The 26829-nt window shown below is 63.8% G+C and carries 22 protein-coding genes and 1 pseudogene; 13 read left to right on the top strand and 10 right to left on the bottom strand.

The genetic code is table 11. The features are described from left to right. Positions 1–390: 390 nt before the first annotated feature. A complete protein-coding gene (locus tag ACLCGK_RS13105) occupies positions 391–618 on the top strand; it encodes a hypothetical protein (protein WP_003260451.1) in 228 nt (75 codons plus the stop codon). 126 nt (positions 619–744) lie between these two features. Here ACLCGK_RS13105 and ACLCGK_RS13110 read toward each other — a convergent pair whose 3' ends face one another. The 5 genes from ACLCGK_RS13110 to ACLCGK_RS13130 form a co-directional block, all read right to left on the bottom strand. Next, entirely contained in the window at positions 745–1227 is a 483-nt protein-coding gene (locus ACLCGK_RS13110) for a copper chaperone PCu(A)C (protein ID WP_410952156.1), read from the bottom strand. Further along, positions 1228–1836: an SCO family protein gene (locus tag ACLCGK_RS13115; protein ID WP_024086651.1), complete on the bottom strand. Its 609-nt coding sequence runs from the start codon at positions 1834–1836 to the stop codon at positions 1228–1230. Positions 1837–2057: 221 nt separating this feature from the next. Beyond that, positions 2058–2642 (bottom strand): Fe-S biogenesis protein NfuA, encoded by a 585-nt coding sequence (gene nfuA, locus ACLCGK_RS13120; protein WP_003250416.1) that lies wholly within the window; start codon positions 2640–2642, stop codon positions 2058–2060. 58 nt (positions 2643–2700) lie between these two features. Next, positions 2701–3735: an acyltransferase family protein gene (locus ACLCGK_RS13125; RefSeq protein ID WP_410952157.1), complete on the bottom strand. Its 1035-nt coding sequence runs from the start codon at positions 3733–3735 to the stop codon at positions 2701–2703. A gap of 293 nt (positions 3736–4028) precedes the next feature. Then, on the bottom strand, positions 4029–6329 hold the full coding sequence (locus tag ACLCGK_RS13130; RefSeq protein ID WP_410952158.1) for a fatty acid cis/trans isomerase: 2301 nt from the start codon (positions 6327–6329) through the stop codon (positions 4029–4031). A gap of 183 nt (positions 6330–6512) precedes the next feature. Between ACLCGK_RS13130 and metH the strand changes: the two genes are divergently transcribed. Further along, positions 6513–10220, top strand: coding sequence for a methionine synthase (metH, locus tag ACLCGK_RS13135; protein ID WP_013971946.1), 3708 nt, complete (start codon positions 6513–6515; stop codon positions 10218–10220). Between the two features lie 171 nt (positions 10221–10391). Next, positions 10392–10607, top strand: coding sequence for a DUF2970 domain-containing protein (locus ACLCGK_RS13140; protein WP_003256398.1), 216 nt, complete (start codon positions 10392–10394; stop codon positions 10605–10607). Between the two features lie 263 nt (positions 10608–10870). Here ACLCGK_RS13140 and ACLCGK_RS13145 read toward each other — a convergent pair whose 3' ends face one another. Beyond that, positions 10871–11947, bottom strand: coding sequence for an ABC transporter substrate-binding protein (locus ACLCGK_RS13145; protein ID WP_410952159.1), 1077 nt, complete (start codon positions 11945–11947; stop codon positions 10871–10873). 213 nt (positions 11948–12160) lie between these two features. Here ACLCGK_RS13145 and ACLCGK_RS13150 point away from each other — a divergent pair, with 213 nt between their 5' ends. The 5 genes and pseudogenes from ACLCGK_RS13150 to ACLCGK_RS13170 all read left to right on the top strand — a co-directional run bounded on the left by ACLCGK_RS13150 (position 12161) and on the right by ACLCGK_RS13170 (position 16501). Next, complete coding sequence (locus tag ACLCGK_RS13150) at positions 12161–13813, top strand: nitrite/sulfite reductase (RefSeq protein ID WP_013971944.1); 1653 nt, start codon at positions 12161–12163, stop codon at positions 13811–13813. Next, a complete protein-coding gene (locus tag ACLCGK_RS13155) occupies positions 13797–14291 on the top strand; it encodes a DUF934 domain-containing protein (protein WP_013971943.1) in 495 nt (164 codons plus the stop codon). The genes ACLCGK_RS13150 and ACLCGK_RS13155 overlap by 17 nt, the downstream gene beginning before the upstream one ends. Positions 14292–14646: 355 nt before the next feature. Beyond that, a complete protein-coding gene (gene dkgB / locus ACLCGK_RS13160; RefSeq protein WP_410952160.1) occupies positions 14647–15450 on the top strand; it encodes a 2,5-didehydrogluconate reductase DkgB in 804 nt (267 codons plus the stop codon). Between the two features lie 4 nt (positions 15451–15454). Next, positions 15455–15883, top strand: a pseudogene (locus tag ACLCGK_RS13165) (LLM class flavin-dependent oxidoreductase); the annotation flags it as partial. A 153-nt stretch (positions 15884–16036) separates the two neighbouring features. Continuing rightward, positions 16037–16501, top strand: a complete 465-nt coding sequence (locus tag ACLCGK_RS13170) for a DUF1348 family protein (RefSeq protein WP_013971940.1) — start codon at positions 16037–16039, stop codon at positions 16499–16501. Here ACLCGK_RS13170 and ACLCGK_RS13175 read toward each other — a convergent pair whose 3' ends face one another. Together ACLCGK_RS13175 and ACLCGK_RS13180 are read right to left on the bottom strand one after the other, a co-directional pair. After that, positions 16502–17857 (bottom strand): ATP-binding protein, encoded by a 1356-nt coding sequence (locus ACLCGK_RS13175; protein ID WP_015269743.1) that lies wholly within the window; start codon positions 17855–17857, stop codon positions 16502–16504. Continuing rightward, positions 17854–18564, bottom strand: a complete 711-nt coding sequence (locus ACLCGK_RS13180; protein WP_003256403.1) for a response regulator — start codon at positions 18562–18564, stop codon at positions 17854–17856. The genes ACLCGK_RS13175 and ACLCGK_RS13180 overlap by 4 nt, the downstream gene beginning before the upstream one ends. A gap of 168 nt (positions 18565–18732) precedes the next feature. Between ACLCGK_RS13180 and ACLCGK_RS13185 the strand changes: the two genes are divergently transcribed. The 5 genes from ACLCGK_RS13185 to ACLCGK_RS13205 all read left to right on the top strand — a co-directional run bounded on the left by ACLCGK_RS13185 (position 18733) and on the right by ACLCGK_RS13205 (position 23328). Next, positions 18733–19515, top strand: coding sequence for a VacJ family lipoprotein (locus tag ACLCGK_RS13185; RefSeq protein WP_191472933.1), 783 nt, complete (start codon positions 18733–18735; stop codon positions 19513–19515). Further along, positions 19505–19738, top strand: a complete 234-nt coding sequence (locus ACLCGK_RS13190) for a hypothetical protein (RefSeq protein ID WP_085721258.1) — start codon at positions 19505–19507, stop codon at positions 19736–19738. Before ACLCGK_RS13185 ends, ACLCGK_RS13190 begins: the two co-directional genes overlap by 11 nt. A gap of 289 nt (positions 19739–20027) precedes the next feature. After that, positions 20028–21260, top strand: coding sequence for an MFS transporter (locus ACLCGK_RS13195; RefSeq protein ID WP_410952161.1), 1233 nt, complete (start codon positions 20028–20030; stop codon positions 21258–21260). Positions 21261–21296: 36 nt separating this feature from the next. Then, positions 21297–22070, top strand: a complete 774-nt coding sequence (locus ACLCGK_RS13200) for an AraC family transcriptional regulator (protein ID WP_023662542.1) — start codon at positions 21297–21299, stop codon at positions 22068–22070. A 109-nt stretch (positions 22071–22179) separates the two neighbouring features. Then, positions 22180–23328: a M14-type cytosolic carboxypeptidase gene (locus ACLCGK_RS13205; protein WP_024086645.1), complete on the top strand. Its 1149-nt coding sequence runs from the start codon at positions 22180–22182 to the stop codon at positions 23326–23328. 193 nt (positions 23329–23521) lie between these two features. On the opposite strand, the gene ACLCGK_RS13210 is transcribed toward ACLCGK_RS13205, so the two are convergent. Continuing rightward, entirely contained in the window at positions 23522–24490 is a 969-nt protein-coding gene (locus tag ACLCGK_RS13210; RefSeq protein ID WP_410952162.1) for a spore coat protein U domain-containing protein, read from the bottom strand. Continuing rightward, positions 24487–26784 carry a fimbria/pilus outer membrane usher protein gene (locus ACLCGK_RS13215; RefSeq protein ID WP_410952181.1) on the bottom strand — a complete coding sequence of 766 codons (2298 nt, stop codon included), beginning with the start codon at positions 26782–26784 and terminating at the stop codon, positions 24487–24489. Before ACLCGK_RS13215 ends, ACLCGK_RS13210 begins: the two co-directional genes overlap by 4 nt. Between the last annotated feature and the right edge of the window lie 45 nt (positions 26785–26829).

Genomic DNA, 26829 nt, shown 5'->3' on the forward strand with positions numbered 1-26829 from the left:
TTTTTGGAATTACCCTTGCATCGCTTGGGCAACTAAAACCTAAGGCTAATCCAGTATCACACTCAACATCCAAGTTGTAACAGCGCCACAGCCTGTGAGTGGCTCGAACCAAGACCCAGGAACATTCCTACAAATACACTTCATGGAGGCGGGACATTGCCGAATGGGCAACCCTGCGAAACAGAGCACTTCAGTACATCGCTTCAAAATTACGACTGGCATACCGCACAGATCGCAACGACACCTGCTTTAAACACATTGTTTATAAGTAACGAGTTATTGCAGCGCCTCAGAAGCCGCCATTTGCCGCTGCATCTGCGCCTGCTGCAAAGGCAGCAGTGCGGCGCTAACCCTCTGCTACACTGACAAGGCTGAATGGAGGATCCTGCCATGTCCGAAAGAGAGCTCACCACCCTCCTGTCGCTGATGAACCAGCGCCAGGCCTGCCTGAGCAGTGCCTGCAAGGAGATAGCCGACTGGATCGACCGGCAGGGCGACGTGCCCGCCGCCGGCAAGATCCGCGCAAGCCTCAAGGCTCTGGAGGCTGATGAGGCCCAGGTCCGCAAGACCCTGACCTCGCTGACCCTGGACAGGCCGCTGCCCAAGTTTCGCAGCTGATTGAACCGGGGGCTGCCTGGCAGCCCATCGCGACACAAGGCCGCTCCCACAGGGGATACGCGTTCTCCTGTGGGAGCGGCCTTGTGTCGCGATGGGGCGCAAAGCGCCCCCAAAGGTTCAGCCTGATCAGTGCTTCATGTGCATGTGATCATGCCCGCCGCCCGCCTCGGCGTTGAGCGCACGCACTTCGGCCTGCACGTCCAGGGTTTCCTTGGCCCCCTTGGCACCTTCGATGGTCAGGGTCAGCGGCACTTTCTCGCCTTCCTTCACCTGGTTGTTCAGGCCCATCAGCATCACATGCAGGCTATTCGGGTCGAGGGTCACCGCCTTGCCGGCCGGCAACTCGACCGCCTTGACCTCACGCATGCCCATCACATCGCCGTTCATGGTCATCTCGTGCACCTGCACGGTCTTGGCCACAGGCGAAGCCACGCCCACCAGCTTGCTGTCGCTGCTGGCGGTCAGGGTCATGAAGGCACCGGTGGACTGCTGGTGCGGCACAGTCGCACGCACCCAGGCGTCGTTCACGGTGGTCTGGGCCAGGGCCGGCAGCGCCAGGCCCATCATGACCAGGGCAGCCAGGCCGTGCTTGATCGGTTGCATCGACATTCAGCAGATCTCCATAAGGGTGACCAGGTCTTCGGCGCATTCCTGGGCGGTCAGGGAATGGCCCAGGCTCAGGCGCAGGGTGCCACGCGTATCGTAGACGTAGCTGGTGGACGAGTGAGAGACGGTATAGGTATCACCGGCCGGGACTTTCTCGTAGAACACCTTGAATTCCTTGGCCACCGCGGCGATTTCCTCGGGGGTGCCGGTCAGCGCGGTGAACGACGGGTCGAACGCCTTCACGTAGGCATCAAGCACTTCGGGGGTGTCACGTTCCGGGTCCAGGGTAATCAACACCACCTGGAACAGGTCGCGATCGCGGCCGCGCAGCAGCTTGCGGATTTGCGCCGCGCGCGCCAGGGTGGTCGGGCACACGGCCGGGCACTGGGTGAAGCCGAAGAAGATCATCGGCATGCTGCCGTAGAAACTCGACAGGGTGCGCACATTGCCTTGGGTGTCCTTGAGGCTGAACTTGCGCCCAAGGATTTCGTTGCTCATGTTCTTGCCGTACTTGAACTCGAGCCCCCGGGCCGGGCTGCAGCCTGCGAGCAGGCCAAGCCCGAGAACGCCCATCCCGGCGACAACTGCGCGCCGGGTATATAGATCATTCATGAAACCATCCTTTACAGGGAAGGTGCCGGCCCTCGGGACGGGCCGGTCGAAAAACCGGGGCATTCTGGCACGACACCCCGAGGGGTTCTACCCGACGAAGGCAAGGATCGGCTGCAGCCCTTTGAATACGGGCTGCGGCCTGTTGTCGCAGGGGTTGAAACAGTAACACTTTGTTGCTAAGGAAGAGGGTTCAACGCGATCCCTGTAGGAGCGCGTCAACCTCAGTAGTAGGCGTTCTCTTTCTGACTGTGGTCAGTCACGTCACGCACGCCCTTGAGCTCGGGAATACGCTCGAGCAGGGTGCGCTCGATGCCTTCCTTCAGGGTTACATCGGCCTGGCCACAACCTTGGCAACCACCACCGAACTGCAGCACGGCAATACCGTCGTCGACAACATCCACCAGGCTCACCTGGCCGCCGTGGCTGGCCAGGCCGGGGTTGATCTCGGTCTGCAGGTAATAGTTGATGCGCTCGTTGATCGGGCTGTCTTCGTTGACCATCGGCACCTTGGCATTCGGCGCCTTGATGGTCAGCTGGCCACCCATGCGGTCGGTGGCATAGTCGACCAGTGCGTCTTCCAGGAACGGCACGCTGACCGCATCCAGGTAAGCGGTGAAGCTCTTCAGACCCACGGCGGTGTCGTCAGGCTTCTCTTCGCCCGGCTTGCAGTAGGCGATGCAGGTTTCGGCGTACTGGGTGCCCGGCTGGGTGATGAAAATGCGAATGCCGATGCCAGGCGTGTTCTGCTTGGAGAGCAGATCGGCCAGGTAGTCATGGGCGGCGTCGGTAATGGTTATAGCGCTCATGTAGGTTCCTCACAGACTTGCGGCCAAGTGTACGCCAACCCGGCCTTCGAACAAAGTCCTAGTATTTGACTCGGGAAAGCGCATATTCAGGGGCCTGCCCCCGTGGCGCCGCCAGCCAGGCCTGCATGCGCCGGTACAGGCCGCGCTCCAGCCACTGGTAGCTGAACCACGACATTAGTCCAATGGACGGCACGCACAGGGCGAACACCAGGTACGGGTTCAACTGCAGGCGCTGGCTGGCGAACCAGCCGGCGTACAGCACCAGCACATGGACCAGGTACACCGAATACGAACAGTCGCCCAGCGCCTTGAGCACCCGGTTGCCGCGGAACACCGGCTCCAGGGCGACGAAGGCCAGCACGATCATTGCGCTCGGCACGCCCCAGTGCAGCAAGCGCCGGGAAGCGTCCAGGTGGTAGATGGCAAGGCCTGCCACCGCCAGCAACGCCAACGGCAGCCAGCGGCCCTGGTGAATCAGCCCGCGACGGTGCAGCACGCCCAGGCCGATGCCTAGCAGGAATTCGTAGATGATGTCGTTGCTATAGAAGCGACTGAGCACGCCCAGCCCGCCCAGTATCTCGCTGGCCAGCAGCAGCGCGGCGGTGACCAGCAACTGGTGATGACGCTGGCGCACCAGGAAGGCCAGGCCGAACAGCAGGTAGAAGAACATCTCGAAGTTCAGCGTCCAGCCCACGTTCAGGGTCGGGTACAAGCCGTAGCCACCGGGGTTTTCCGCCGGGATGAACAGCAGCGACAGCAGCAGGTGGTGCCAGGTGAATGCCTGGTGCGGCATCCATTGGCTGAAGGCCAACAGCAGGGTTGCCATCAGCGCCGTGTAGAACCAGTAGGCCGGAACGATACGCAGCGCCCGGTTGAGCAGGAACTGGCGGGGCTCGATGGCCTTGTCGCAGGTCGACAGGTAGATGACCAGCCCGCTTATGACGAAGAAGATGTCGACGCCTGCGGCGCCGCGGTCGGTGAGCAGTTGCCCGATGGGGCCGGAGGCTTGGAAGTCGAAGAAGATCTGCATGAAATGGTGGCAGACCACCACCCAGGCGGCGAACGCCCGCAGTGCCTGAAGCGAATACAGCATGGAGAACCCTGCAATTGCCGGTGCATTGAGGCCCGGCGAGCGCACCGCGCTCGTTCGCGGGCTTGCCCGCTCCCCCAGGGGCCCAGCCTGTCCCTAAAACACCCCACCCCCCTCTTGAGGGGGGAAACCCCCAAATGGCCGAGGGTTTCCCCGTCCCAACGGGGTTAAGGCCAGACCGGAAACAACACCGTCCCTTGTGGGAGCGGGCAAGCCCGCGAATGGGGCTGCACAGCAGCCCCCGGACCACCCACCCATTCCGACCGCAGGGTAATCGGAAAGGTCAGCCCAACCGATCAGAGGTTCTCGTAGCGGTTCATGTCCAGCACGCCCGCCTCGACCGGTTCGGTCTCCTTGATGAAGCTGTTCAGGTCATGGAAGTAGCGCCAGAACTCTGGGTGACTGCGACGCACACCCCAGCGCATGACGATGCGCTCGAACCTGGCCGGGTCATCTTTCGCATACTCCATGTCCTCGACGAACTCGGGCACATCCTTGGTCGGGATGTTGAAGATGAAGTTGGGGTAGCTGCTGAGCACGCCCGGGTACAGGGTCAGGGTATCCAGCCCCGGCTGGTAGCGGTACGCCTCGCCCAGCAGGAACGCCACGTTGCTGTGCGCGCGGTTGCGCAGCAGGCTGTACACCTGGCGCTGGCCGCCCTGCCCTTCGATGCGCAGCATGGTTGCCTCGGGCAGCTGGTTGATCACCTTCAACCCGGCAGCCGGGCGCGATACCAGGCGGCTGAGTGACTGCTCGGCATTGCGGAACTCTTCGCTGACCTGCGGCCGTGAACAGAACGCGCCCTGGCAGCGGTTGATGGGGTCAGGCGCGGCATTCAGGCTGCCGGTACGCTGCAGAAGCTTCTGGCCGAAGTCGCGCTTGGGGTTGCGCGGGTCGAGCTGGATGCCGCTCGGAGTGTCGGTGTCGATTTCTTCATAATCCATCCACATCTTTACCTTGCCGCTGTTCTGGTACCAGTCGCCGAGGATCGTCTTGCGCTGGTCGGCCGGCATCAGGCGCAGGAAGTTGACCTCGGCGCCGTTGCGGATCAGGTCGAAGTACAGGCGCGTCTGCAACTGGTGCGAGACGTTGCCGAACACATCGAAGTTGACCGCCAGCTGGTAATAGGTGCGCTCGAACAATGGGTAGTCGAACAGCCACACGGTCAGCGGCACATCACCGATCAGGCCCTTGGTCACCGAGGCGCTGTCGAAGTGGCGGAAAATGCTCAGCAACGCGTTGTCGTTACCGGCCCATAGCGTCGCCCAGCCCGGGGCCGGCATGTCGGCATAGGCTTCGCGGCGCAGTTTTTCGTACTCGTTGCGCTTGTCACGGTAGGCGTGCCACAGGCTCAGCACGCTGCCCACGTCATCGATCTGCCCAGGCATGGCCAGCAGCGGCGTGGCCTCGCCACGGTACTTGGCATCGGTGATGTAGCGGTCGTGGGCCGGCTCCTGGAACAACGCCCAGAAGTTGTCGCGGATCACGTCGGTGGCAATCTGCCCACGGCATACCGGGCCGCGGATGAAGGTGCGCACGAAGTATTCGGCGTTATCCAGCATGAACTGGTAGCGCGCCACTGCCGGTATCGCTTCGAAGGTTTCGAACGGGTTGGCCCGGTGGCGCGGGCCGTAGCCTGGCAGTGCGGCGGCATGCCAGTCGCCGGCATAGAACAGTTGCTTGACCCGCTTGAGCTTCTGCGGCCCCATCGGGTAGGTGATGTGCGTCTTGTGCACGATCACGCCCTGCACCGGGATCAACCGGTAGTAGAAATCGGTGCCCGGCGGGTCATTGGGGCGGCGCGTGGCGATCAGGTCGACCGGCTGGCCGCTCGGTGTACGCGAACGTACCCACTGGAAGAAGTGGCCCTGCTCGCCACCGACGAAGTAGATGTGCGCCAGGAACAGGTGCTCGTACAGCCAGCGGCCGACCAGCGCCTCGGTGGAACCCGGGCGGTTGAGCAGCTCTTCCCAGTCGGCAATCTGCTTGGCTTCGGCCGCGCTTGGCTTGATCGGCTGGTACTCGACCGGCGCACCGGCGGCCAGCCAGCGGCGCATGGTGTCGTATTCCTTGTCGGTCAGGCCGGTCACCGCCAGTGGCATCCCTTCCTTGGGGTGGGCGCCGGCATAGGCATCGAACTCCTGCGGCAACGGGCACATGTTGTTGCGGTTCAGGCCCAGGACGATTTCTTCGGGCAGCTTGGCATTGGGCGTGAGCGGGGTCTTGTGCCCGAGCTCGAGCATGCGCGCCATCAGCGCGGCCTGGCTGCCCTGGTTGTCGAGCACCGAGTAAAAGCCCTTCTTGCGCCACTCGCCCTCGCTGTGGGCGTCGTAGAACAGCCGCGTGGTGGGCACTGCCTTGCTGCGCTCGCCCTGATACACCGGCACCTTGGTGGCGCCGCGCACCGCGCCTTCGGGGCTTTCCAGCTTCAGCTGGCAGGCGGCGTCGTTGCAGGCGTGGCAGGCCACGCATTTCTCGGTGAAGATCGGTTGAATGTCCCGGGTGTAGGAAATAGCCGGGCTCGACTGGGGGGCTTGCCCGAACGCCACACTGCTGATGAGCAGGGCGAAAACGCCGGCAAGAATACGATGCACCATGTGCGGAAAGTCCTGGGTATTGAAAGCCATCACGATTTGTTGCCTGGTCGTCCTTGGGTGCTCTGCTTCGCCGACGCCCGCCCAACATGAGCCATTTTCATGCAAATGGGCGATGCGCCTAAAAACCGCGCAGCTTTGTTATGATTCTGCACCTTCTGAAATTCGCCCGACCAGGTAGTTCCTATGTCCGACCGCAGCGCTCGTCTCCAAGCACTCCAGAACGCACTCAAGGAGCGCATCCTGATCCTCGACGGCGGCATGGGTACTATGATCCAAAGCTACCGGCTCGAGGAACACGACTATCGTGGCACGCGTTTCGCCGATTGGCCAAGCGATGTCAAAGGTAACAACGACCTGTTGCTGCTCAGCCGCCCGGATGTGATCGCCGCCATCGAAAAGGCCTACCTGGATGCCGGCGCCGATATCCTCGAAACCAACACCTTCAACGCCACGCAGATTTCCCAGGCCGACTACGGCATGGAATCGCTGGTCTACGAGCTGAACGTCGAGGGCGCGCGCATCGCCCGCCAAGTGGCCGATGCCAAGACCCTGGAAACCCCGCACAAGCCGCGCTTCGTCGCTGGCGTGCTCGGCCCTACCAGCCGCACCTGCTCGATTTCCCCGGACGTCAACGACCCAGGCTACCGCAACGTCACTTTCGATGAGCTGGTAACGAACTACATCGAGGCCACCCGCGGCCTGATCGAGGGCGGCGCCGACCTGCTGCTGATCGAGACCATCTTCGACACCCTCAACGCTAAGGCGGCGATCTTCGCCGTGCAGCAGGTGTTCGAGGAAGACGGCATCGAACTGCCGATCATGATCTCCGGCACCATCACCGACGCCTCGGGCCGTACCCTGTCGGGCCAGACCACCGAAGCGTTCTGGAACTCGGTACGCCACGCCAAGCCGATTTCCGTGGGCCTGAACTGCGCCCTCGGCGCCAAGGACCTGCGCCCGTACCTGGAAGAGCTGGCGACCAAGGCCGACACCCATGTCTCGGCCCACCCCAACGCCGGCCTGCCGAACGCCTTCGGTGAATACGACGAAACCCCGGCGGAAATGGCCGTGGTGGTCGAGGAGTTCGCCGCCAGCGGCTTCCTCAACATCATCGGCGGCTGCTGCGGCACCACGCCGGGCCACATCCAGGCCATCGCCGAGGCCGTGGCCAAGTACAAGCCGCGCGAGATTCCGGAAATTGCCAAGGCCTGCCGCCTGTCGGGCCTGGAGCCGTTCACCATCGACCGCCAGTCGCTGTTCGTCAACGTCGGCGAGCGCACCAACATCACCGGCTCCGCCAAGTTCGCCCGGCTGATCCGTGAAGAGAACTACACCGAAGCCCTGGAAGTCGCCCTGCAGCAGGTCGAGGCCGGCGCCCAGGTGATCGACATCAACATGGACGAAGGGATGCTCGACTCCCAGGCCGCCATGGTCCGCTTCCTCAACCTGATCGCCGGCGAGCCGGACATCTCGCGCGTGCCGATCATGATCGACTCGTCCAAGTGGGAAGTGATCGAAGCGGGCCTCAAGTGCATCCAGGGCAAAGGCATCGTCAACTCCATTTCCATGAAGGAAGGCGTCGAGCAGTTCAAGCACCACGCCCGCCTGTGCAAGCGCTATGGCGCTGCCGTGGTGGTGATGGCCTTCGACGAAGTCGGCCAGGCCGACACTGCCGCGCGCAAGAAGGAAATCTGCCAGCGCAGCTACGACATCCTGGTCAATGAAGTGGGCTTCCCGCCGGAAGACATCATCTTCGACCCGAACATCTTCGCCGTCGCCACCGGCATCGAAGAGCACAACAACTACGCCGTCGATTTCATCGAGGCCTGTGCCTACATCCGCGACCACCTGCCGCACGCCCTGAGTTCGGGCGGTGTGTCCAACGTGTCGTTCTCGTTCCGTGGCAACAACCCGGTGCGGGAAGCCATCCACTCGGTGTTCCTGTACCACGCGATCCAGAACGGCCTGACCATGGGTATCGTCAACGCCGGCCAGCTTGAGATCTACGACGAGATCCCGCCTGCACTGCGTGAAAAGGTCGAGGACGTGGTGCTCAACCGCACCCCGCATGGCACCGACGCACTGCTGGCCATTGCCGACGACTACAAGGGCGGCGGCGCAACCAGGGAAGTGGAAAACGAAGAGTGGCGCTCGCTGCCGGTGGAAAAACGCCTGGAGCACGCGCTGGTCAAGGGCATTACCGCGTTCATCGTCGAAGACACCGAAGAATGCCGCCAGCAGTGCGCCCGCCCGATCGAAGTGATCGAAGGCCCGCTGATGAATGGCATGAACGTGGTCGGCGACCTGTTCGGCGCGGGCAAGATGTTCCTGCCCCAGGTGGTCAAGTCGGCCCGCGTGATGAAACAGGCGGTAGCGCACCTGATTCCGTTCATCGAAGCCGAGAAAGGCGACAAGCCGGAAGCCAAGGGCAAGATCCTGATGGCCACGGTAAAAGGCGACGTGCACGACATCGGCAAGAACATCGTCGGCGTGGTGCTGGGCTGCAACGGCTACGACATCGTCGACCTCGGCGTGATGGTGCCGGCCGAGAAGATCCTGCAAACCGCCCGCGACGAGAAGTGCGACATCATCGGCCTGTCCGGCCTGATCACGCCGTCGCTGGACGAGATGGTTCACGTGGCCCGCGAAATGCAGCGCCAGGGCTTCCAGTTGCCGCTGATGATCGGCGGCGCCACCACCTCCAAGGCGCACACCGCAGTCAAGATCGAGCCCAAGTACAGCAACGACGCCGTGGTCTACGTCACCGACGCCTCGCGCGCGGTAGGTGTTGCCACCCAGTTGCTGTCCAAGGAGCTGAAAGCCGGCTTCGTCGAGAAGACCCGCCAGGAATACGAAGAAGTACGCGAGCGCACCGCCAACCGCAGTGCCCGCACCGAGCGCCTGAGCTACGCCCAGGCTATCGCCGCCAAGCCGCAGTACGACTGGGCTGGCTACCAGCCAGCGGTGCCCTCCTTCACCGGCGTCAAGGTGCTGGAAGACATCGACCTGCGCACGCTGGCCGAGTACATCGACTGGACCCCGTTCTTCATCTCCTGGGACCTGGCCGGCAAGTTCCCGCGCATCCTCACCGACGAAGTGGTCGGCGAGGCGGCGACGGCGCTGTACAAGGATGCCCGCGAGATGCTCGACAAACTGATCGACGAAAAACTCATCAGCGCCCGCGCGGTGTTCGGCTTCTGGCCCGCCAACCAGGTGGCCGATGACGATATCGAAGTGTACGGCGAGGACGGCCAGGCCCTGGCTACCCTGCACCACCTGCGCCAGCAGACCATCAAGCCGGACGGCAAGCCCAACTGGTCGCTGGCCGACTTCGTCGCGCCGAAGGCCAGTGGCGTTACCGACTACGTGGGCGGTTTCATCACTACCGCCGGCATCGGTGCCGAGGAAGTGGCCAAGGCCTACCAGGACAAGGGCGACGACTACAGTTCGATCATGGTCAAGGCCCTGGCCGACCGCCTGGCCGAGGCCTGTGCCGAATGGCTGCACGAGCAGGTGCGTAAAGAGCACTGGGGTTATGCCCGCGACGAACACCTCGACAACGAGGCGCTGATCAAGGAGCAGTACCGCGGCATCCGCCCGGCCCCCGGCTACCCGGCCTGCCCGGACCACACAGAGAAGGAAACCCTGTTCCGCCTGCTTGATGGCACTGCCATCGGTGAGACCGGGCCGAGCGGCGTGTTCCTCACCGACCACTTTGCGATGTTCCCGGCAGCGGCGGTCAGCGGCTGGTACTTTGCCCACCCACAGGCGCAGTACTTTGCGGTGGGCAAGGTCGACAAGGACCAGATCGAGCGCTACAGCGCGCGCAAGGGCCAGGATGTGAGCGTCAGCGAGCGCTGGTTGGCGCCTAACCTGGGTTACGACAGCTAAATCGGCGTTGGCGTCTTCGCGGGCTTGCCCGCTCCCACAGGGACCGCACTGCTCTTCAGGGCTGCGCAGTATCTGTGGGAGCGGGCAAGCCCGCGAAGAGGCCGGCAAAGCCAACCTCAGCCTCATTGCCTACACTGTCCCTGATTGCCTCTGATTTCCTCAGGAGCCACCATGGACGATTCCAGCCAGGGCAAGCCCCCTACCTTCTGGCAGATGCTGCACAGCATCCTCGCTGCCGCCTTCGGCGTGCAAAGCGGCAAGAACCGCGCCCGCGACTTCACCCACGGCAAGGCCAGCCATTTCATTGCGCTGGGGACACTGTTCACCCTGGTGTTCATTGCCGTACTGATCGGCCTGGTGCAATTGGCCCTGCACCTTGCGCGCTAGCAAAAACGCCTGCGGGACTCCCTCCCGCAGGCGCTCTGGCTGCATCACGGTCTTGAATACAAGTCTACTGGTGGCTGACCCAATACACGGCAGTGACCACCACCAGAACGATCAGGCAGAGGATCGCCCAGGCATCGACGCTGCTGTCAGCTTTGCGGACCTTGGTTGAGTTTCCCATTGCATTGCCTCTTGTAGTGGTTATGGGAATGCACTTCACCACCAGCAGTTAAGACGAGCAATGCCCTTCCCTCAAGCAGGGTCTTTCAATAATTGATCGGTGATGTCAGAAATGGGTACTGGTAGTCGGGCGGCCGCCCTTCGGCACTGTAATGCTGGAAATCGATACCGTAGTCGGGCCGTTCCAGTAGTTTCAGCCAACGGGTTGCCTTGGCCTGGTCAATCGACTGCAACACCGGGATGCGATGCTCGCGCAGGCCGTCGCGGTTCACCGCCATTCCCTGGGCATCATCGTGCAGCATCACCATGGCCCAGCCGCCGAGGGTAAAATGCCCGCCCATCAGCACGCTAAGACGCCCGTCGATACGTGCATGCAGGGCCTCGGGCGAGCTGTTGATGGCGCTGAACAGCACATCGCGCCCCGGCTTGCGCCCTGCCTCCTCGAACGCCTGCATGGCACCAAAGGCCATTTCGTCGTTGGCCGACCACACCAGGCGGGTGGCCGGGTAGCGCTCCAGCAGTTGCTGCGCCTGCTCGTAAGCGCGCTGGCGGCTCCAGCCGCCATATACCACCTGGCGCAGGCGTACCTGGGGGAAGTCGGCCAGGGCCCGGCGCATGCCTTCCTCGCGCAGTTGCGAGGCCGGGGTGGTCTTGACCCCGGCAAACGCCAGCAGGTCCACCGGCCCGCTGTCACGGGGCAATTGCGCGACCATCTGGTGCAACATCTGGAAGCCCGCCTGCTCGTCGTTGGCCGTCAAGGTGCCCAGCAGCTCGGCATACTTGTCGGGCTGGGCCTCGATGCTGCGGGCCTGGCTGGCAGTCAGGCCGTTGTTGACCAGGAACAGCTTGACCCCGCTGCCGCGCGACAGGCGGATGATCTCCGGGGCCACGTACTGCTCGTTGACCAGTACCAGGTAATCCGGGCGCTGCGGCCCGCCCAGGATCGCCCTGGCCTGGGTCAGCGCCAGGTCGGCGCGGCGTTCGCCGTACTCCACGCGCAGGGTCATGCCCAGCTCGTCTGCGGCGGCCTGCATGAAGCGCGTATAACTGGTCCAGAACGTCTCGGTAGACAGCCCCGGATTGAGGAAAACCACCGAAGCCGGCTGCGCGCTCGCCGCCAGCGGCAAGGCAAGACACAAGCTTTGGCACAATGCCTTGAGCATGGGCTGACATCCCTGCGAAGCAAACATCGGATTATAAACGCCAGGCCACGCCCAACGCACAAATGGCAGTCAGTCTCACATAGTCCATTTGGTTCTTTTCATATGCAAAAACATCACTTTAGCGCATAAACGCAACCTGCTATCGTTCCCCGGCTCCGAAGCGGAGTGCGCGGCCGTGCGCGCGAATAGCTGCATGCCTGAGACAGGACTTTTATGTACGTATACGACGAGTACGATCAGCGGATCATCGAGGACCGCGTCAAGCAGTTCCGTGATCAGACCCGCCGCTATCTGGCCGGTGAGCTGAGCGAAGAAGAATTCCGCCCTCTGCGCCTGCAGAACGGCCTTTACATCCAACGTTTCGCACCGATGCTGCGCGTCGCCGTGCCGTACGGCCAGCTGAACGCCACCCAGGTCCGCACCCTGGCCAGGATCGCCCGCGACTACGACAAGGGCTACGCCCACATCTCCACCCGCCAGAACGTGCAGTTCAACTGGCCGGCCCTGGAGGACATCCCGGACATCCTCGCCGAACTGGCCACCGTGCAGATGCACGCGATCCAGACCAGCGGCAACTGCCTGCGCAACACCACCACCGACCAGTTCGCCGGTGTGGCCGCAGACGAAATCGTCGATCCGCGCCCGTGGTGCGAAATCGTCCGTCAGTGGACCACCTTCCACCCGGAATTCGCCTACCTGCCGCGCAAGTTCAAGATTGCCATCAACGGCTCGCAGGAAGACCGCGCCGCCATCGAAGTGCACGACATCGGCCTGGAGCCGGTGCGCAATGCCGCTGGCGAGCTGGGCTTCCGGGTACTGGTCGGTGGCGGCCTGGGCCGTACCCCGGTGGTGGGCTCGTTCATCAACGAGTTCCTGCCGTGGCAGGACCTGATCAGCTACCTTGACGCCATCCTGCGCGTGTACAACCGTTACGGTCGCCGTGACAACAAGTACAAGGCGCGGATCAAGATCCTGGTCAAGGCCCTTACCCCGGAAGTGTTCGCCGAGAAGGTCGAGGCCGAAATGGTCCACCTGCGCGGCGGCAGCACCACCCTGACCGAAGCCGAAGTGCAGCGTGTATCGCGCCACTTCGTCGACCCGGCCTACCTGGCCCTGGACAACGTCGACTACGCCGCGCAGGACGCCGAGTACCCAGGCTTCGCCCGCTGGCGCTCGCGCAACACCCGCGCCCACAAGCGCCCTGGCTACGTGGCCGTGACCCTGTCGCTGAAGCCCACCGGCGTTGCCCCGGGCGATGTGACCGACAAGCAGCTGGACGCCGTGGCCGACCTGGCCGAGCGCTACAGCTTCGGTTTCCTGCGCACCTCGCACGAGCAGAACATCATTCTTGCCGACGTCGAGCAGCGTCAGCTGCATGCCCTGTGGCTGGAGCTGCGTGAAAACGGCTTCGCCACGCCGAACATCGGCCTGCTGACCGACATCATCTGCTGCCCGGGCGGTGACTACTGCTCGCTGGCCAACGCCAAGTCGATCCCGATTGCCGAATCCATCCAGCGCCGCTTCGACGACCTGGACTACCTGTTCGACATCGGCGAGATCGACCTGAACATCTCCGGCTGCATGAACGCCTGCGGCCACCACCACGTGGGCCACATCGGCATCCTCGGCGTGGACAAGAAGGGTGAGGAGTTCTACCAGGTGTCGCTGGGCGGCAATGCCGCGCGTGGCGCGAGCCTTGGCAAGATCCTCGGCCCGTCCTTCGCCCAGGATGACATGGCCGATGTGATCGAGAAGCTGATCGCCGTGTACGTCGAGCAACGTACCGAGGAAGAGCGTTTCATCGACACCTACCAGCGTATCGGCATCGACCCCTTCAAGGAACGCGTCTATGCAGCGAATCATTAAGAACAACCAGATCGTCGACGAAACCTGGCATCTGCTGCCCAAGGAAACATCCTTCGACGAGCTGACCAACTGCGACGACTACATCGTCCCGCTGCAGATGTGGCGCGACCATGCCCATGCGCTCAAAGCCCGTGACGGCGGGCTGGGCATATGGCTGGACAGTGACGAAGAAGCCGAAGAAATCGGCGAAGACGTGCAGCACTTCCAGGTCATCGCACTGAACTTCCCGGCGTTCACCGACGGGCGCAACTACTCCAATGCGCGCCTGCTGCGTGACCGCTACAAGTTCAAGGGCGAGCTGCGCGCCATTGGCGACGTGCTGCGCGACCAGCTGTTCTTCATGGCCCGTTGCGGCTTTGACGCGTTCGCCATCCGTGCCGACAAGGACCCGGAAGACGCGCTGCAAAGCCTGAAGGACTTCTCGGTGACCTACCAGGCCGCCACCGACGAGCCGCTGCCGCTGTTCCGCCGGCGCTGATCGTCACCTTGCAATGCCAGACGGCCCGCCTCTATGGCGGGCCGTTTCATTTTCCTGTACCGGCCTCTTCGCGGGCTTGCCCGCTCCCACAGGAATGCCACATTCCTTGAAGCCTGTGGTGTACCTGTGGGAGCGGGCAAGCCCGCGAAGAGGCCGGTACAGGAAGAATCTGCTATTCCAGCAACACAGTCACGACTTTGCCGCTGATTCTTGACTGTGAATCAAATGACCTTGGCCCCGCCCCACCTTAATCAATCCCCCTCAAAGCCGCACACTGCTCCCCACACGAAGAGCGATCGAACCCGAGCGACCAAGCTCGATTCGGCTCCCCCCCTCACTCACCAGGAGCAGATCCATGAGCGTTCCATCCTTCGGCCTCGGCACCTTTCGCCTAACCGGCCAAGCCGTCATCGATTCGGTCAAGTCGGCCCTGGAACTTGGCTACCGCGTCATCGACACCGCGCAGATCTACAAGAACGAAGCCGACGTCGGCCAGGCCATCGCCGAAAGCGGCGTCAAGCGCGGCGAGCTGTTCATCACCACCAAGATCTGGGTCGAAAACTACGCCGCCGACAAGCTGGTCCCCAGCCTGCGCGACAGCCTGCAAAAACTGGGCACCGACTACGTCGACCTGCTGCTGATCCACTGGCCGGCCCCAGGCAACGGCGTTGCGCTGCCCGAGTACATGGCCGCCCTGGCCGAAGCCAAGAAGCTGGGCCTGACCCGCCAGATCGGTGTGTCCAACTTCAACATCGAACTGACCCGCCAGGCCATCGAAGTGGTCGGCGAAGGCGAGATCGCCACCAACCAGATCGAACTCAGCCCCTACCTGCAGAACGGCAAGCTGACCGCGTTCCTCAAGGAGCAAGGCATCACCGTCACCTCGTACATGACCCTGGCCTACGGCAAGGTGCTGAAAGACCCGGTACTGGCCGACATCGCTGCCAAGCACAAGGCCACCGTGGCCCAGATTGCCCTGGCCTGGGCCCTGCAGCTGGGCTACGCGGTGATCCCGTCGTCGACCAAGCGGGAAAACCTGGCCAGCAACCTGCTCGCACGTGACCTGAAGCTGGACGCTGACGACATGGCACGCATCGCCAAGCTCGAGCGCAACGGCCGTGAAGTCAGCCCTGACGGCCTGGCGCCAATCTGGGATTGATGCCATGACCACGCCCCTCGAACGCCTGACCGCTGGCGGCTTCAGCATCGGCCTGGAAGCGCCGCTGGACCACGACTGGACGCCCGCCGGCGGCCAGGCGCGGCGCCGCGATGGCCGCCAGTTCGGCGAGCCTGACCTGGCCCGCCACGCAGAACTGGCACAACTGGCTGATCGCCTGGGCTACCGCGCCCTGTGGGTCCGCGATGTGCCGCTGTACGACCCGTCGTTCGGCGATGCCGCCCAGGTGTTCGAGGTGTTTGCCTACCTCGGCTACCTGGCCGGGGTAACCCGCGACATCCTGCTTGGCACGGCCGCCGTGGTGCTGCCGATTCGCGAACCGCTGCTGACCCTGAAATCGGCCAACAGCGTGCAGCGCCTCAGTGGCAACCGCCTGCTGCTGGGCGTGGCCAGTGGTGACCGGCCGGTGGAGTACCAGCCGACGCAGCCTGATAGAGCCCCCTTGCCCCATCTCCGGCGGTCTTCATTGTTCCACGCACTGCAATTATGATGTGCCAGGCACACCCATTCTCTATTCGGCCAGCGGCTACTACTCTCCTACCAGCCAATCGAACTGAGGAGTATCGCGATGTCCCGCCCACCCCTGCCGCCCTTCACCCGCGAAAGCGCCATCGAAAAGGTCCGCCTGGCCGAGGATGGCTGGAACAGCCGCGACCCGGCCAAGGTCGCGCTTGCCTATACCATCGACACCGTCTGGCGTAACCGCGCCGAGTTCCCGCGCGGTCGTGCCGAGGTCGAGGCGTTCCTGACGCGTAAATGGAACCATGAACTGGAGTACCGCCTGATCAAGGAGCTTTGGGCCTTCACCGGCAACCGCATTGCCGTGCGCTATGCCTACGAGTACCACGACGACAGTGGCCAGTGGTACCGCGCCTATGGCAATGAGAACTGGGAGTTTGCCGAGGACGGGTTGATGCAGAACCGCCATTCGAGCATCAACGAGCACCCTATCAGTGAAGCCGAGCGCAAGTTCCACTGGCCGCTGGGCCGGCGCCCGGATGATCACCCCGGGCTCAGCGAACTGGGGCTCTGATCAGCCCTGCGGCAGCATGATCCTGACTTCCAGCCCGCCACCCGGGCGGTTGCCCAGGGACATGCTGCCCCCCTGCTCCAGCACGATGGCACGTGCTGCGGGCAGGCCCAGCCCCACGCCACCGGTATTGCGGTTGCGTGAACCTTCGATACGGTAGAACGGCGCGAATACCTGCTCGTGCAGCTCCGGCGCGATGCCCGGCCCGCGATCCTGCACGGTAATCTCGATCTGCCTGGCGTTTACCGCCAACACCACCGTGGGCTCGCAGCCGTATTTCGCTGCATTGTCGATCAAGTTGACCAGCACCCGCTTGATACCCACCGGCCGCCCCGTATACACACAGCGACGCGGCCCGCTGAGGCCGACCTCGACCCCCGCATCCTTGAAGTCGTCCACCACGGTCAGCAGCAATTCGCCGAGGTCGAATACGGTCGTCTGTTCCAGCCGCGCGTCATCACGGAAGAACCCCAACGCCGCATCGACCATCGCCTGCATCTCGTCGACGTCCTTGAACAACTTGGCCTGTAGCTGGGCATCGTCGATGAACTCGGCGCGCAAGCGCATGCGCGTCAGCGGTGCACGCAGGTCATGGGAGATGGCCGCGAGCATCTGGGTGCGGTCGTTGAGAAAATGCTTGAGCTGCGCCTGGGTGGCATTGAACGCAAGAATGGTCTGACGCAGGTCGTGCGGGCCAACCACCGGAATGGGCGGGGCGTTGAAGTCCTTGCCAAAACGCCGCGCACCTTCGGCAAAGCGTTCCAGCGGCTTGGCCAGGTAGCGGGTGGCCAGCAGCGCGACGACAAGGCTGGAAACCAGCATCAGCCCGAGGATGATCAGGTTGCGCGGCAGTTCGTCCAGGCCCCAGCTACGGCTGGTGGCACGGAACAGCACCCAGGACTTGTCGGTCAGCTCGATCATCAGCGCATAACCACGTTCAGGTGCGTACTCCGGCATGTCGGACGGTGCGAAGGCCTCGACCCTGGCATCCGGGCGCTTGAGCAATGCGCGCAGGATAGGCGTGCCCTCGCTGAACTCGGCATCGACCAGCACGGGTACGCCCGCTTCGTCATGGCGGCGCAGCCAGCGCACGGAGTATGAGCCGTCGCCCGCCGCACTGGCGATGTTGGCGCGCTGCGCCATGGGCGCGACGTCGAGGATGCGAGTGACCGCTGCAACCTTCTCGATCACCCCGCTCTCCAGCAGCGGTGGCTGCGCCCAGACACTCAGCAACAGGCTGAACAACCCCTTGAGCAGCAACAGGAACAGCATCGCTGTCAGGGTGGTCAGCGCGATCCAGCGGGCAATGGTGATCCTGGGCCGTGGCAGGGCCTGGCGAACCCTGGCGAGCAGCTTCATCGCTTCGCGACCGTGGGCGTGAACAGGTAACCGGCGTTGCGCAGGGTACGGATCAAGGGCTCGTTGCCGTTGTCGGTTTCAAGCTTGCGGCGCAGCCGGCTGACCTGGACGTCGATGCTGCGATCATAGGCGTCGTAGGCATCGCCACGGGCCATGTCCAGCAACTGCTGGCGGCTGAGCACCCGCCGCGGATGTTCGGCGAACACCAGCAGCAGCTCGAACTCACCGTTGGACAAGGGGATCATGACGTTGTCCGGCGAACGCAGCTCACGCCGCACCACATCCAGCCGCCAGCCGGCAAACTCCAGGGTCGCGCAGGCATGGCCCGCCGCGCTCCCGGCCGCTTCGCCGGCACGGCGCAGCACTGCCCTCACCCGGGCCAGCAGTTCACGGGCGGCGAACGGTTTGGTCAGGTAGTCGTCTGCCCCCAGCTCCAGGCCAACCACCCGGTCACTCAACTCACCCATGGCGGTGAGCATGATCACTGCCACCTTGTGCTCGGCCAGCAAGCGCTGGCACAACACCAGGCCACTGTCGCCAGGCAGCATCACATCCAGAATGACCAGGTCCGGCACCCGCCGCTCAACGGCCTGCCACAGCGCCTTGCCATCCCTGGCCACATCAACCTCGTAGCCATGCTGGCAGAGAAACTTCTGCAGCAGGTCGAGCACCTCGACATCATCGTCGACTATCAGCAAATGGCTCACAAAAAAGCACCGCAAAACAAGGTTACCAAGCCGTACTTTAAGGCCATCCTCACGCAGCCGTCATATATTTCAACCCGGAAACAAAGTGTCGACGCCGAGACAATCCGGACATCCCCGGGCAAAGAAAACTGCGCAGCATCGCCGCCAGTTCTTGCCAGGAATGTATCTATGTCCCGTTCATCATCCGCCTCCCGCTCAGCGCGCTCAGCCGCGCTGGCCTTGTCGCTGCTTGCGGCGGGAGGCTGCAGCCAACGTGCACCGGCCACGGCGGCCTGCGGCAATGTCGCCTATCAGGTCAGTGACCCGGCGGAGCCCGCCAACCGCGCCGTATTCGCTTTCAACCGCACGGTCGACGACTATCTGCTGGCCCCCGTCGCACGGGGCTACACCGCGCTGCCCGGTTTTGCCCGGCAGGGCATGCACAACTTTGCCAGCAACTTCGGTGAGCCGAAGGTGTTCGTCAACGACCTGCTGCAGGGCAATGGCGAACGGGCGATGACCAGCCTCTCCCGCTTCATCTTCAACACCACTCTGGGTGTGGCAGGGCTGGTCGACGTGTCTGGCAAGATGGGGCTGAGCCAGCATCGCTCGGACTTTGGCCAGACTTTCGGGGTGTGGAACATCGCCTCTGGCCCCATCGTCGAGCTGCCGCTGCTGGGCACCCACAACCTGCGCGATGCCACCGGCACGCTGCTGGGCCTGGCACTGGACCCGTTTGGCGGCAACAGCGATACCGTCGAAACCATGGGCAACGTAGCCACGGCCGGCGGCATCGTCGATGCACGGGCCGAAGCACTGCCACTGACCGACCTGCTGCGCACCTGGCCTGACTACTACGTTGCGATGCGTGACTACACCGCGCAGCGGCGCAGCAACCGGGTGGCAGAAGGCAAGGCCGGCGAGCCGGGCACCTGGCCAGTGGATTGCGCAGGGGGTGCCCATGAAGAATGATGCCCAAGGTGCCATGCTGCTGTTCAGGCGCCTGGAAGGCGCTGCCCGGCAACCGCTGTTGCTGCATGAACTGGAGGCCCGGGTTTCGGCCGATGGCCGGAGCCTGGTGCTGAGCCGCTATCGCGAACGCTTTACCGCCGAGGGCAAGCCCTACCGACACGAGGCTCACCGCAGCGTACCGATTGCAGCATTGCTGCGCTGGGTGGCGCGGCAGGGACAGTGAAATTGGGGCCGCTTTGCGGCCCTTCGCGGGCACGCCCGCTCCCACAGAATACGTGGTTCCGGTGGGAGCGGGCGTTTGCGACGCCGCCGACCCAGAGGGGGTCTGTTTTCGGGGGGGAGCTGTGCCCCCCCGCGAAGGGCTGCAAAGCAGCCCCTATAAAGCCCCAGCCTCAACGGATATGTCCGAAACGCGACAGTGGCTGCCTGTTCGACGTGAGACAGGCAAACCGGGCACTGGCTACCCTTCTTCGGCAAATGCCTTGTTCCCTTTCGCCAGAAGAAGATCGCCCATGACGACCTCCACCGCCTCCATGGCCGCCACCACACCTGCCGACCAACCCCAGGGCTTTCTGGTCCGCATCGTCGGCGCTGCGGCATTCGCCCACCTGCTCAACGACCTGATCCAGGCCGTGCTGCCGTCCATCTACCCGATGCTCAAGAGCGATTTCGCACTCAGCTTTGCCCAGATCGGCTGGATCGCCCTCATCTACCAGGTGACCGCGTCCTTGCTGCAACCCTGGGTCGGCCTGTACACCGACAAGCGCCCGCAGCCCTACCTGCTGCCGGCCGGCATGCTGGTGACGCTGGTGGGCATCGCCCTGCTCGCCTTCGCCAGCAGCTATGAAATGCTGCTGGTGGCCGCCGCGGTGGTCGGCGTGGGCTCGGCGACCTTCCACCCCGAAGCCTCGCGGGTGGCCAGGATGGCCTCCGGCGGGCGCTTTGGCACCGCGCAATCGACCTTCCAGGTCGGTGGCAACACCGGCTCGGCCCTCGGCCCGCTGTTGACCGCTGCCATCGTCATTCCGCACGGCCAGCCGGCCATCGCCTGGTTCATGCTGGCGGCCGCGCTGGCGGTATTCGTGCTGCTGCGGGTGACCGGCTGGACCGTGCGTCACGGCCAGACCCGGCTCAAGACCTTCGCCGGCCAGCAGGCCCCCGGCCTGTCGCGTGGCGCCATGTGGCGCGCCGTGGCGGTCATCGCCGTGCTGATGTTCGCCAAGTTCGTCTACATCGCCTCGTTCACCAACTATTTCACCTTCTACCTGATCGAGCATTTCGGCCTGAGCGTGCAGCACAGCCAGCTGTACCTGTTCGTGTTCCTCGCGGCCGTGGCCCTGGGCACCTTCGCTGGTGGCCCGGTGGGTGACCGTATCGGGCGCAAGGCGGTGATCTGGGTCTCGTTCCTCGGCGTGGCGCCCTTCGCCCTCGCCCTGCCCTACGCCAACCTGGCCTGGACGGCGGTACTGGCGGTGGCCATCGGCCTGGTGATGTCCTCGGCCTTCGCCGCCCTGGTGGTGTATGCCCAGGAGGCCGTGCCGGGCCGGGTCGGCATGGTGTCGGGGGTGATGTTCGGGTTGATGTTCGGTATCAGCGGCATCGGCGCCGCCGGGCTTGGCGAACTGGCCGACCGGCATGGCATCGCGTGGGTGTACCAGATCATCTCGTTCCTGCCGCTGCTGGGGCTGGCCACCGCGCTGCTGCCGGCAACCCGCTCGCAAGCCCGCCCCAGCCGCTGCTGTTAAAGTGGGCGTGCCAGGCTGCCCGTACAAGAGGTCGAAATGCTGAAGCCGCAGCACGAATTGCTGGTGGAGGTGGATGAGTGGAGCTGGGAGGTGGGCAGCCGTGCGACGGACTACCCGACCGACTGGTTCATCGAGCCCCACAGCCATGCCAAGCATCAACTGATCTATGCCACCAAAGGCCTGATGATCGTCGAGTCCGGTAACGAACGCTGGACCGTGCCTCCCAGCCGCGGCGTATGGATGCCCTGCGGCCAGGTGCACGCGATACGCTGCGTGGGCGAGGTGAAGATGCGCAGTGTGTTCGTGCGCGCCGACGCGGCAGTGCAGTTGCCCCTGCAGAGCAAGGCGATCAGCATCTCGCCGTTGCTCAGCGAACTGATCAAGGCCTCCGTAGGCTTTACCGCGCCGTTTGCCGAAGACTCGCGTGAAGCCCGGGTGATGCGCCTGATCCTCGACGAGATCTGCGTGCTGCCGACCTTGCCGCTGAAGCTGTCGCAGCCCGGCGACAAGCGCCTGCAGGCGATCTGCTCCGCGCTGCACGAGCGGCCTGACGATAACGCCACCGTGGCCGACTGGGGCCAGCAGCTGGGGGTGGACGAAAAGACCATCCAGCGCCTGTTCCGCAAGGAAACCGGCATGACCTTCGGCCAGTGGCGCCAGCAGGCGCGGCTGATGCAGGCACTGGAGCTGATCGCCCTGGGCGAGCGGATCATCGATGTGGCGGGGACGCTGGGGTATGACAGCCCCAGTGCCTTCGCCAGCATGTTCAAGCGCCAGTTCGGTATCACGCCGAGTCAGTTCTTCAAATAGCCTGTAGGAAACATATGAGATCGCCCCCGCGTCGCCTGATCTCGCACAGCAACCCTGTCAAGCCGTGTACAGTACCCTCACAACAAAGCCCCCAGAAGGAGCCCGGCACATGACCGTGACGCTGTCCCCCCTGCAGATCGACTGCGATTTCGACTCCGGCAACATCCAGGTGCTGGATGCCAGCAACCCGGCCCGGGTGCACCTGGCCATCCGCCCGGACACCCACAGCGGCCACTACCAGTGGTTCCACTTCAAGGTCAGCGGGCTGACGCCAGGCCAGGTCCATCGCTTCAGCCTCGACAATGCCTCCGGTTCCTCCTACAAGAACGCCTGGAGCGGCTACAACGCCGTGGCCTCCTACGACCAGCAAACCTGGTTCCGCGTCCCCAGCCAGTTCGACGGCACGGCGCTGTCGTTCGAGATAAAGGCCGAACAGCCGCACATCTGGTTCGCCTACTTCGAGCCCTACCCGCGCGCTCGTCACAACCAGCTGATCGAACGTGCACGGCAACTGCCGGGGGTGGAATTGCTCGCCAGTGGCCGCAGCGTACAGGGCCGCGACATTCCCCTGCTGCGTGCCGGTGATGGTGCCGCAGGCAAGCGCAAGCTGTGGCTGATTGCCCAGCAACACCCGGGCGAACACATGGCCGAATGGTTCATGGAGGGCGTGATCGACCGCTTGCAGGCCAACGACGAGGTGATCCGGCAGTTGCTGGCCAAGGCCGACCTGTACCTGATCCCCAACATGAACCCCGACGGTGCCTTCCTCGGCCACCTGCGCACCAACTTCAAGGGCAAGGACCTCAACCGTGCCTGGCAGGACGCCAGCGTCGAGCTCAGCCCCGAGGTCTTCTTCGCCCAGGCACAGATGAAGCAACACGGCGTGGATGCGTTCATCGACGTGCATGGCGACGAAGAAATTCCCCATGTGTTCACCGCGGCCTGCGAGGGCAACCCGGGCTACACACCGCGTCTGGCCAAACTGGAGGAGCAGTTCCGCAGCACCCTGTGCAGCCTGACCCGCGACTTCCAGACCGTGCATGGCTATACCCGCGACGAACCGGGGCAAGCCAACACGACGCTGGCCTGCAATGCGGTGGGGATGGCGCATGACTGCCTGTCACTGACCCTGGAAATGCCGTTCAAGGACCATGACGACGCGCCGGATGCCGTCACCGGGTGGTCGGGGGCGCGCTCGAAGGCGTTGGCCGGGGCGGTGCTTGAGACCTTGGCGAAGATGGTTGGCGATTTGCGCTGACTGAAACGGCCCATCGCCGGCAAGTCGGCTCTCACAGGACTGCACATGACTCATGGAATTAGCAGGGACCCTGTGGGAGCGGCTTTAGCCGCGAACACCGGCGTAGCCGGTGCCATGCACCGCGTTGGATTCTTCGCGGCTAAAGCCGCTCCCACAGGTTACGCTAACCGCCGCTCCCACAAGGTCCCTGCGCTCAGAACTGCACATCCAGAATCACGCTGTCGGTATAGGTCGCAGCCGGTGGTGTAGCCTGGTCGGTGTAGACCTTGGCGTTGTAGTTGAACACCTGGCTACCGGTGCCGGTCCCCGTGCCGGGGTTCACATCGGCATCGGCACTGGCCCGCCGCGCAGCCCCTGTCGAACCCCAGCGCACCGCCCCGGTGCCCTTGAAAATGTCATAGGCCAGGTAGTTGTTGGCCGCCGACTTCATCCGCCGTCGACCATTGGCCACGTTCTGCCCGTCATCCAGGCCCACCGTGTAGTTGCTGCCCTTGGTGCACGACACGCTCAGGCTCTGGCTCACCGTGCCGAACCCCGCCACCACCGGCGCGCTGGCAAAGTTGATGCTGGGCGTGGTGATCTGGCAGTCGTTGGTCACCGTCATGCTTACCAGCAGGGTCCTGGTACCGGAGCCCTGGTCTCGCCCTATGCAAAGCCCGCCAACACCAATCCCGTCGCAATAGTCCCAGGTCCACTCGACATCGAGGATTTCCTGATATAGCCCCGCCGATACGTTGCTGCCCACCTGCGTGCGCATGTAGATAGGCACATTCTTCGGTGTACCGTTAAGCAACCCGAGCAAGTCGAGGATGCCGGTGGTCCTGAATTCGAAGGGGGTGCCACGGGTGATCGGATAGTTGGTTGTGGCGTCGGCATAGAGGGTGTAGGGGATCACATCCCCGGTAGGCCCTACCAGGCCGCTGGTGGTGGAGGTGATCTTGATCTTGAAGGAGTCGGTGCTACTGAGCACGCTGATCACCGAACCGTTGCATTGCAGGCCCGAGTTGGTGCTGGAAGCTGTCTGGACCGTGCCACGTACCTGAGTCGAGTTGAGCGAACCAAACGCCGCCGGCGCAGTCAACACTGACGTGCACTTGGCCCAGGCCGAGCCCGCCCACAACAACAAGGCGCATGCCCACAAACCACGCCAGCAGGCCTTCACTTGCACACCAACGGGCCAATCAACGGGATCGAACCTTGCGACTCAGGCAGATCGAACGCCACCTGGCAATGCCCGCCCCCCTGCAACTCAACCAGCAGTCGGTTATGCGGCGTCAGGTTCTCCAGATAAACCAGGCCATCCCAACCGACCACCGCCTGGCTGCCACTTTCTGCATGGGTGACACGGCTGCCCAGCTTGAGTACCTGCTGTTCGGCGTCCACCAGTTCGAGGCTGGCCGCCAGCACGCGCCTGAGCGGGAACTCCAGCAAGTAGCCGCTGCCTCGGCGCACCGCCACCCGCTGTTCCACTTCCGGCGCGAGGATGTCCGGCGGCAAGCCCATGGGGTCGATCTCGTACTTGCCGCGGTAGTAACCGCTGCTGTACGGCACCAGCAGGTGACCATCGGTATCGGTACGGCCGACCTCCTGGTTTTCATAGCGCACCGGCACGTCGGCGTAACCACTGGTGCTGACTAACACGAAGGCATCGTCGATACGGTTGGCAGCGAACAGCCCGGCATCCATCCAAACCAGCGAGCCACTGGCGTCGGCCCAGCGGGTCATCTCTCCACTGCTGCCATACAAACCGGCCTGCAACTGCACCGACTGCAGGCGCCAGGTGACATCGGCCTGGCGGTAGGCATCGCGCTCGCTACCGGCGGCGTAGCCCAGGTTGTAACCGACACCACCCCCCACAGGCGTCGCGCGGCTGTAGTTGACCCGCTGCAGGGTTTCGCCTTGCTGGCTGCGCTCCATGCCCAGGGCCAGGGTGCCGTGCAGGTCGAACGGGATCACCAGTTGCGCCTGCACTGCCCACTGGCTGTCCCCCACTTCACGGTTGGCCGACAGATAAACGCTGCTGTTGCCCCACAGCGGCCTGCTGTAGCTCAGGTTGATCAGCCGGGTACGTGTGCCGTCGCCGGCGCGCACATCGAAATAGCCGGCGCCGATGTTGCCGTATTCGTTCAGGTTCAGGCTCAGCGTGACCTGCTCGCTGCGCTGGCTCAGCTGTATGTCCCGGCTGTCGACCCGGGTCAGGTCGGCATAGTCGCCATGGCGTTGCAGGCGCTGGTAGCTGAAGCCGATGCGCTGGCTGTTGTACTGGTAGCCGAGGGCGACCTGGTGGCCCTTGTCGCCGTCGAACCGGCTCTGCGCCAGCGCCGCATTTAGCACGCCGAAGTTGCCCAGCCGCATGTTGCCACCCAGGCCTCCCAGCATCAGCGATTCGGCGCTTTCGGCATGGGTCTCCAGGGTGAAGACGTCGCTGACCCCGTAGCGCAGGCTGGCCGAAGCAACCCCGGGGCCGTAGGCAAAATCGCGCACCCCGTAGTCACGCCGCAGGCTGCCGGCCGCTACCGAATAATCCGCCAGGCCCTGCTGCAGCAGGCTGCTGGTGACGTAGAACGGCAAGGTGGTCGACACCTGCCGGCCAAGGGCATCGGTGGTGACCACCACCGCCTCCCCGGCGCCGTTGATGAACGGCACGTTGGTCAAGGTGTAGGGACCCGGCTGCAATTCGCTGGTGCTGGACTTGTAGCCATTGATGAACAGGTCCAGCGAGGTCGGTACCGCCGCTTCACCGGAGAACGCCGGCAGCGGATAGGTGACCAGGTCGGGGCGTACAGCGAAATCGCGCGACAACTGCAGGCCACCGACACGCACCGAGCTGGTCCAGGGCAAGGCCCCGGTTACCAGGTCACCAGCTTCGTAGGTCAGCAGGCGCTGCTCATCGGTGAAGCGCCAGGTAGTGTCGTAGCGCAAGAAGCCTTGGCGCGTGTCGTCGGTCGGCGCACCATTGAACGACTGGCGCCACTGCCCGCTGCTGGAGAACGTACCCCAGCTGTCGAACAGACGCAGTTCGTTCCAGGCCGCCAGGTAGCTGCCGCCGTCATCGGTGTCGTTCAGGTACAGGTCGTAGTTGAACAAGGCGCCGAAACTGCTGCGCGCATCGCTGGCCGGGTACAGGTTGCGTTCGCCCAGTTGCTGGTCGGGCAGCCAGGCCGGCGGCACTTGCAGCAGCAGGCGCTGGTTCTGGCTGTCGTAGTCGGCATGCATCCCCACGATGGCCTCAAGCGCCACCTCGCCCTGCGGGTTGCCTGGCAGCGAGACGCCGGCCGCCCGCAACACCTCGCTGTCCAGGTACAACTGCCCGGCGCGCTGCTGCACCGGTACCAGCTCAGCCCTGGGCACCTGGTTCACCAGCAACTCGAGGTACAACGTAGCATCGGCGATAGCGGACATCTCCGTAGGTGGTGGCGGCAGGTCGTCGGCCAGCACCAGGCCTGGGCCGACCAGGGCGAGCCCCAGGCACCAACGGTGGGTCAGCCACCTCACACACGG

It is taken from the genome of Pseudomonas sp. S1(2024) (genome assembly GCF_046557535.1).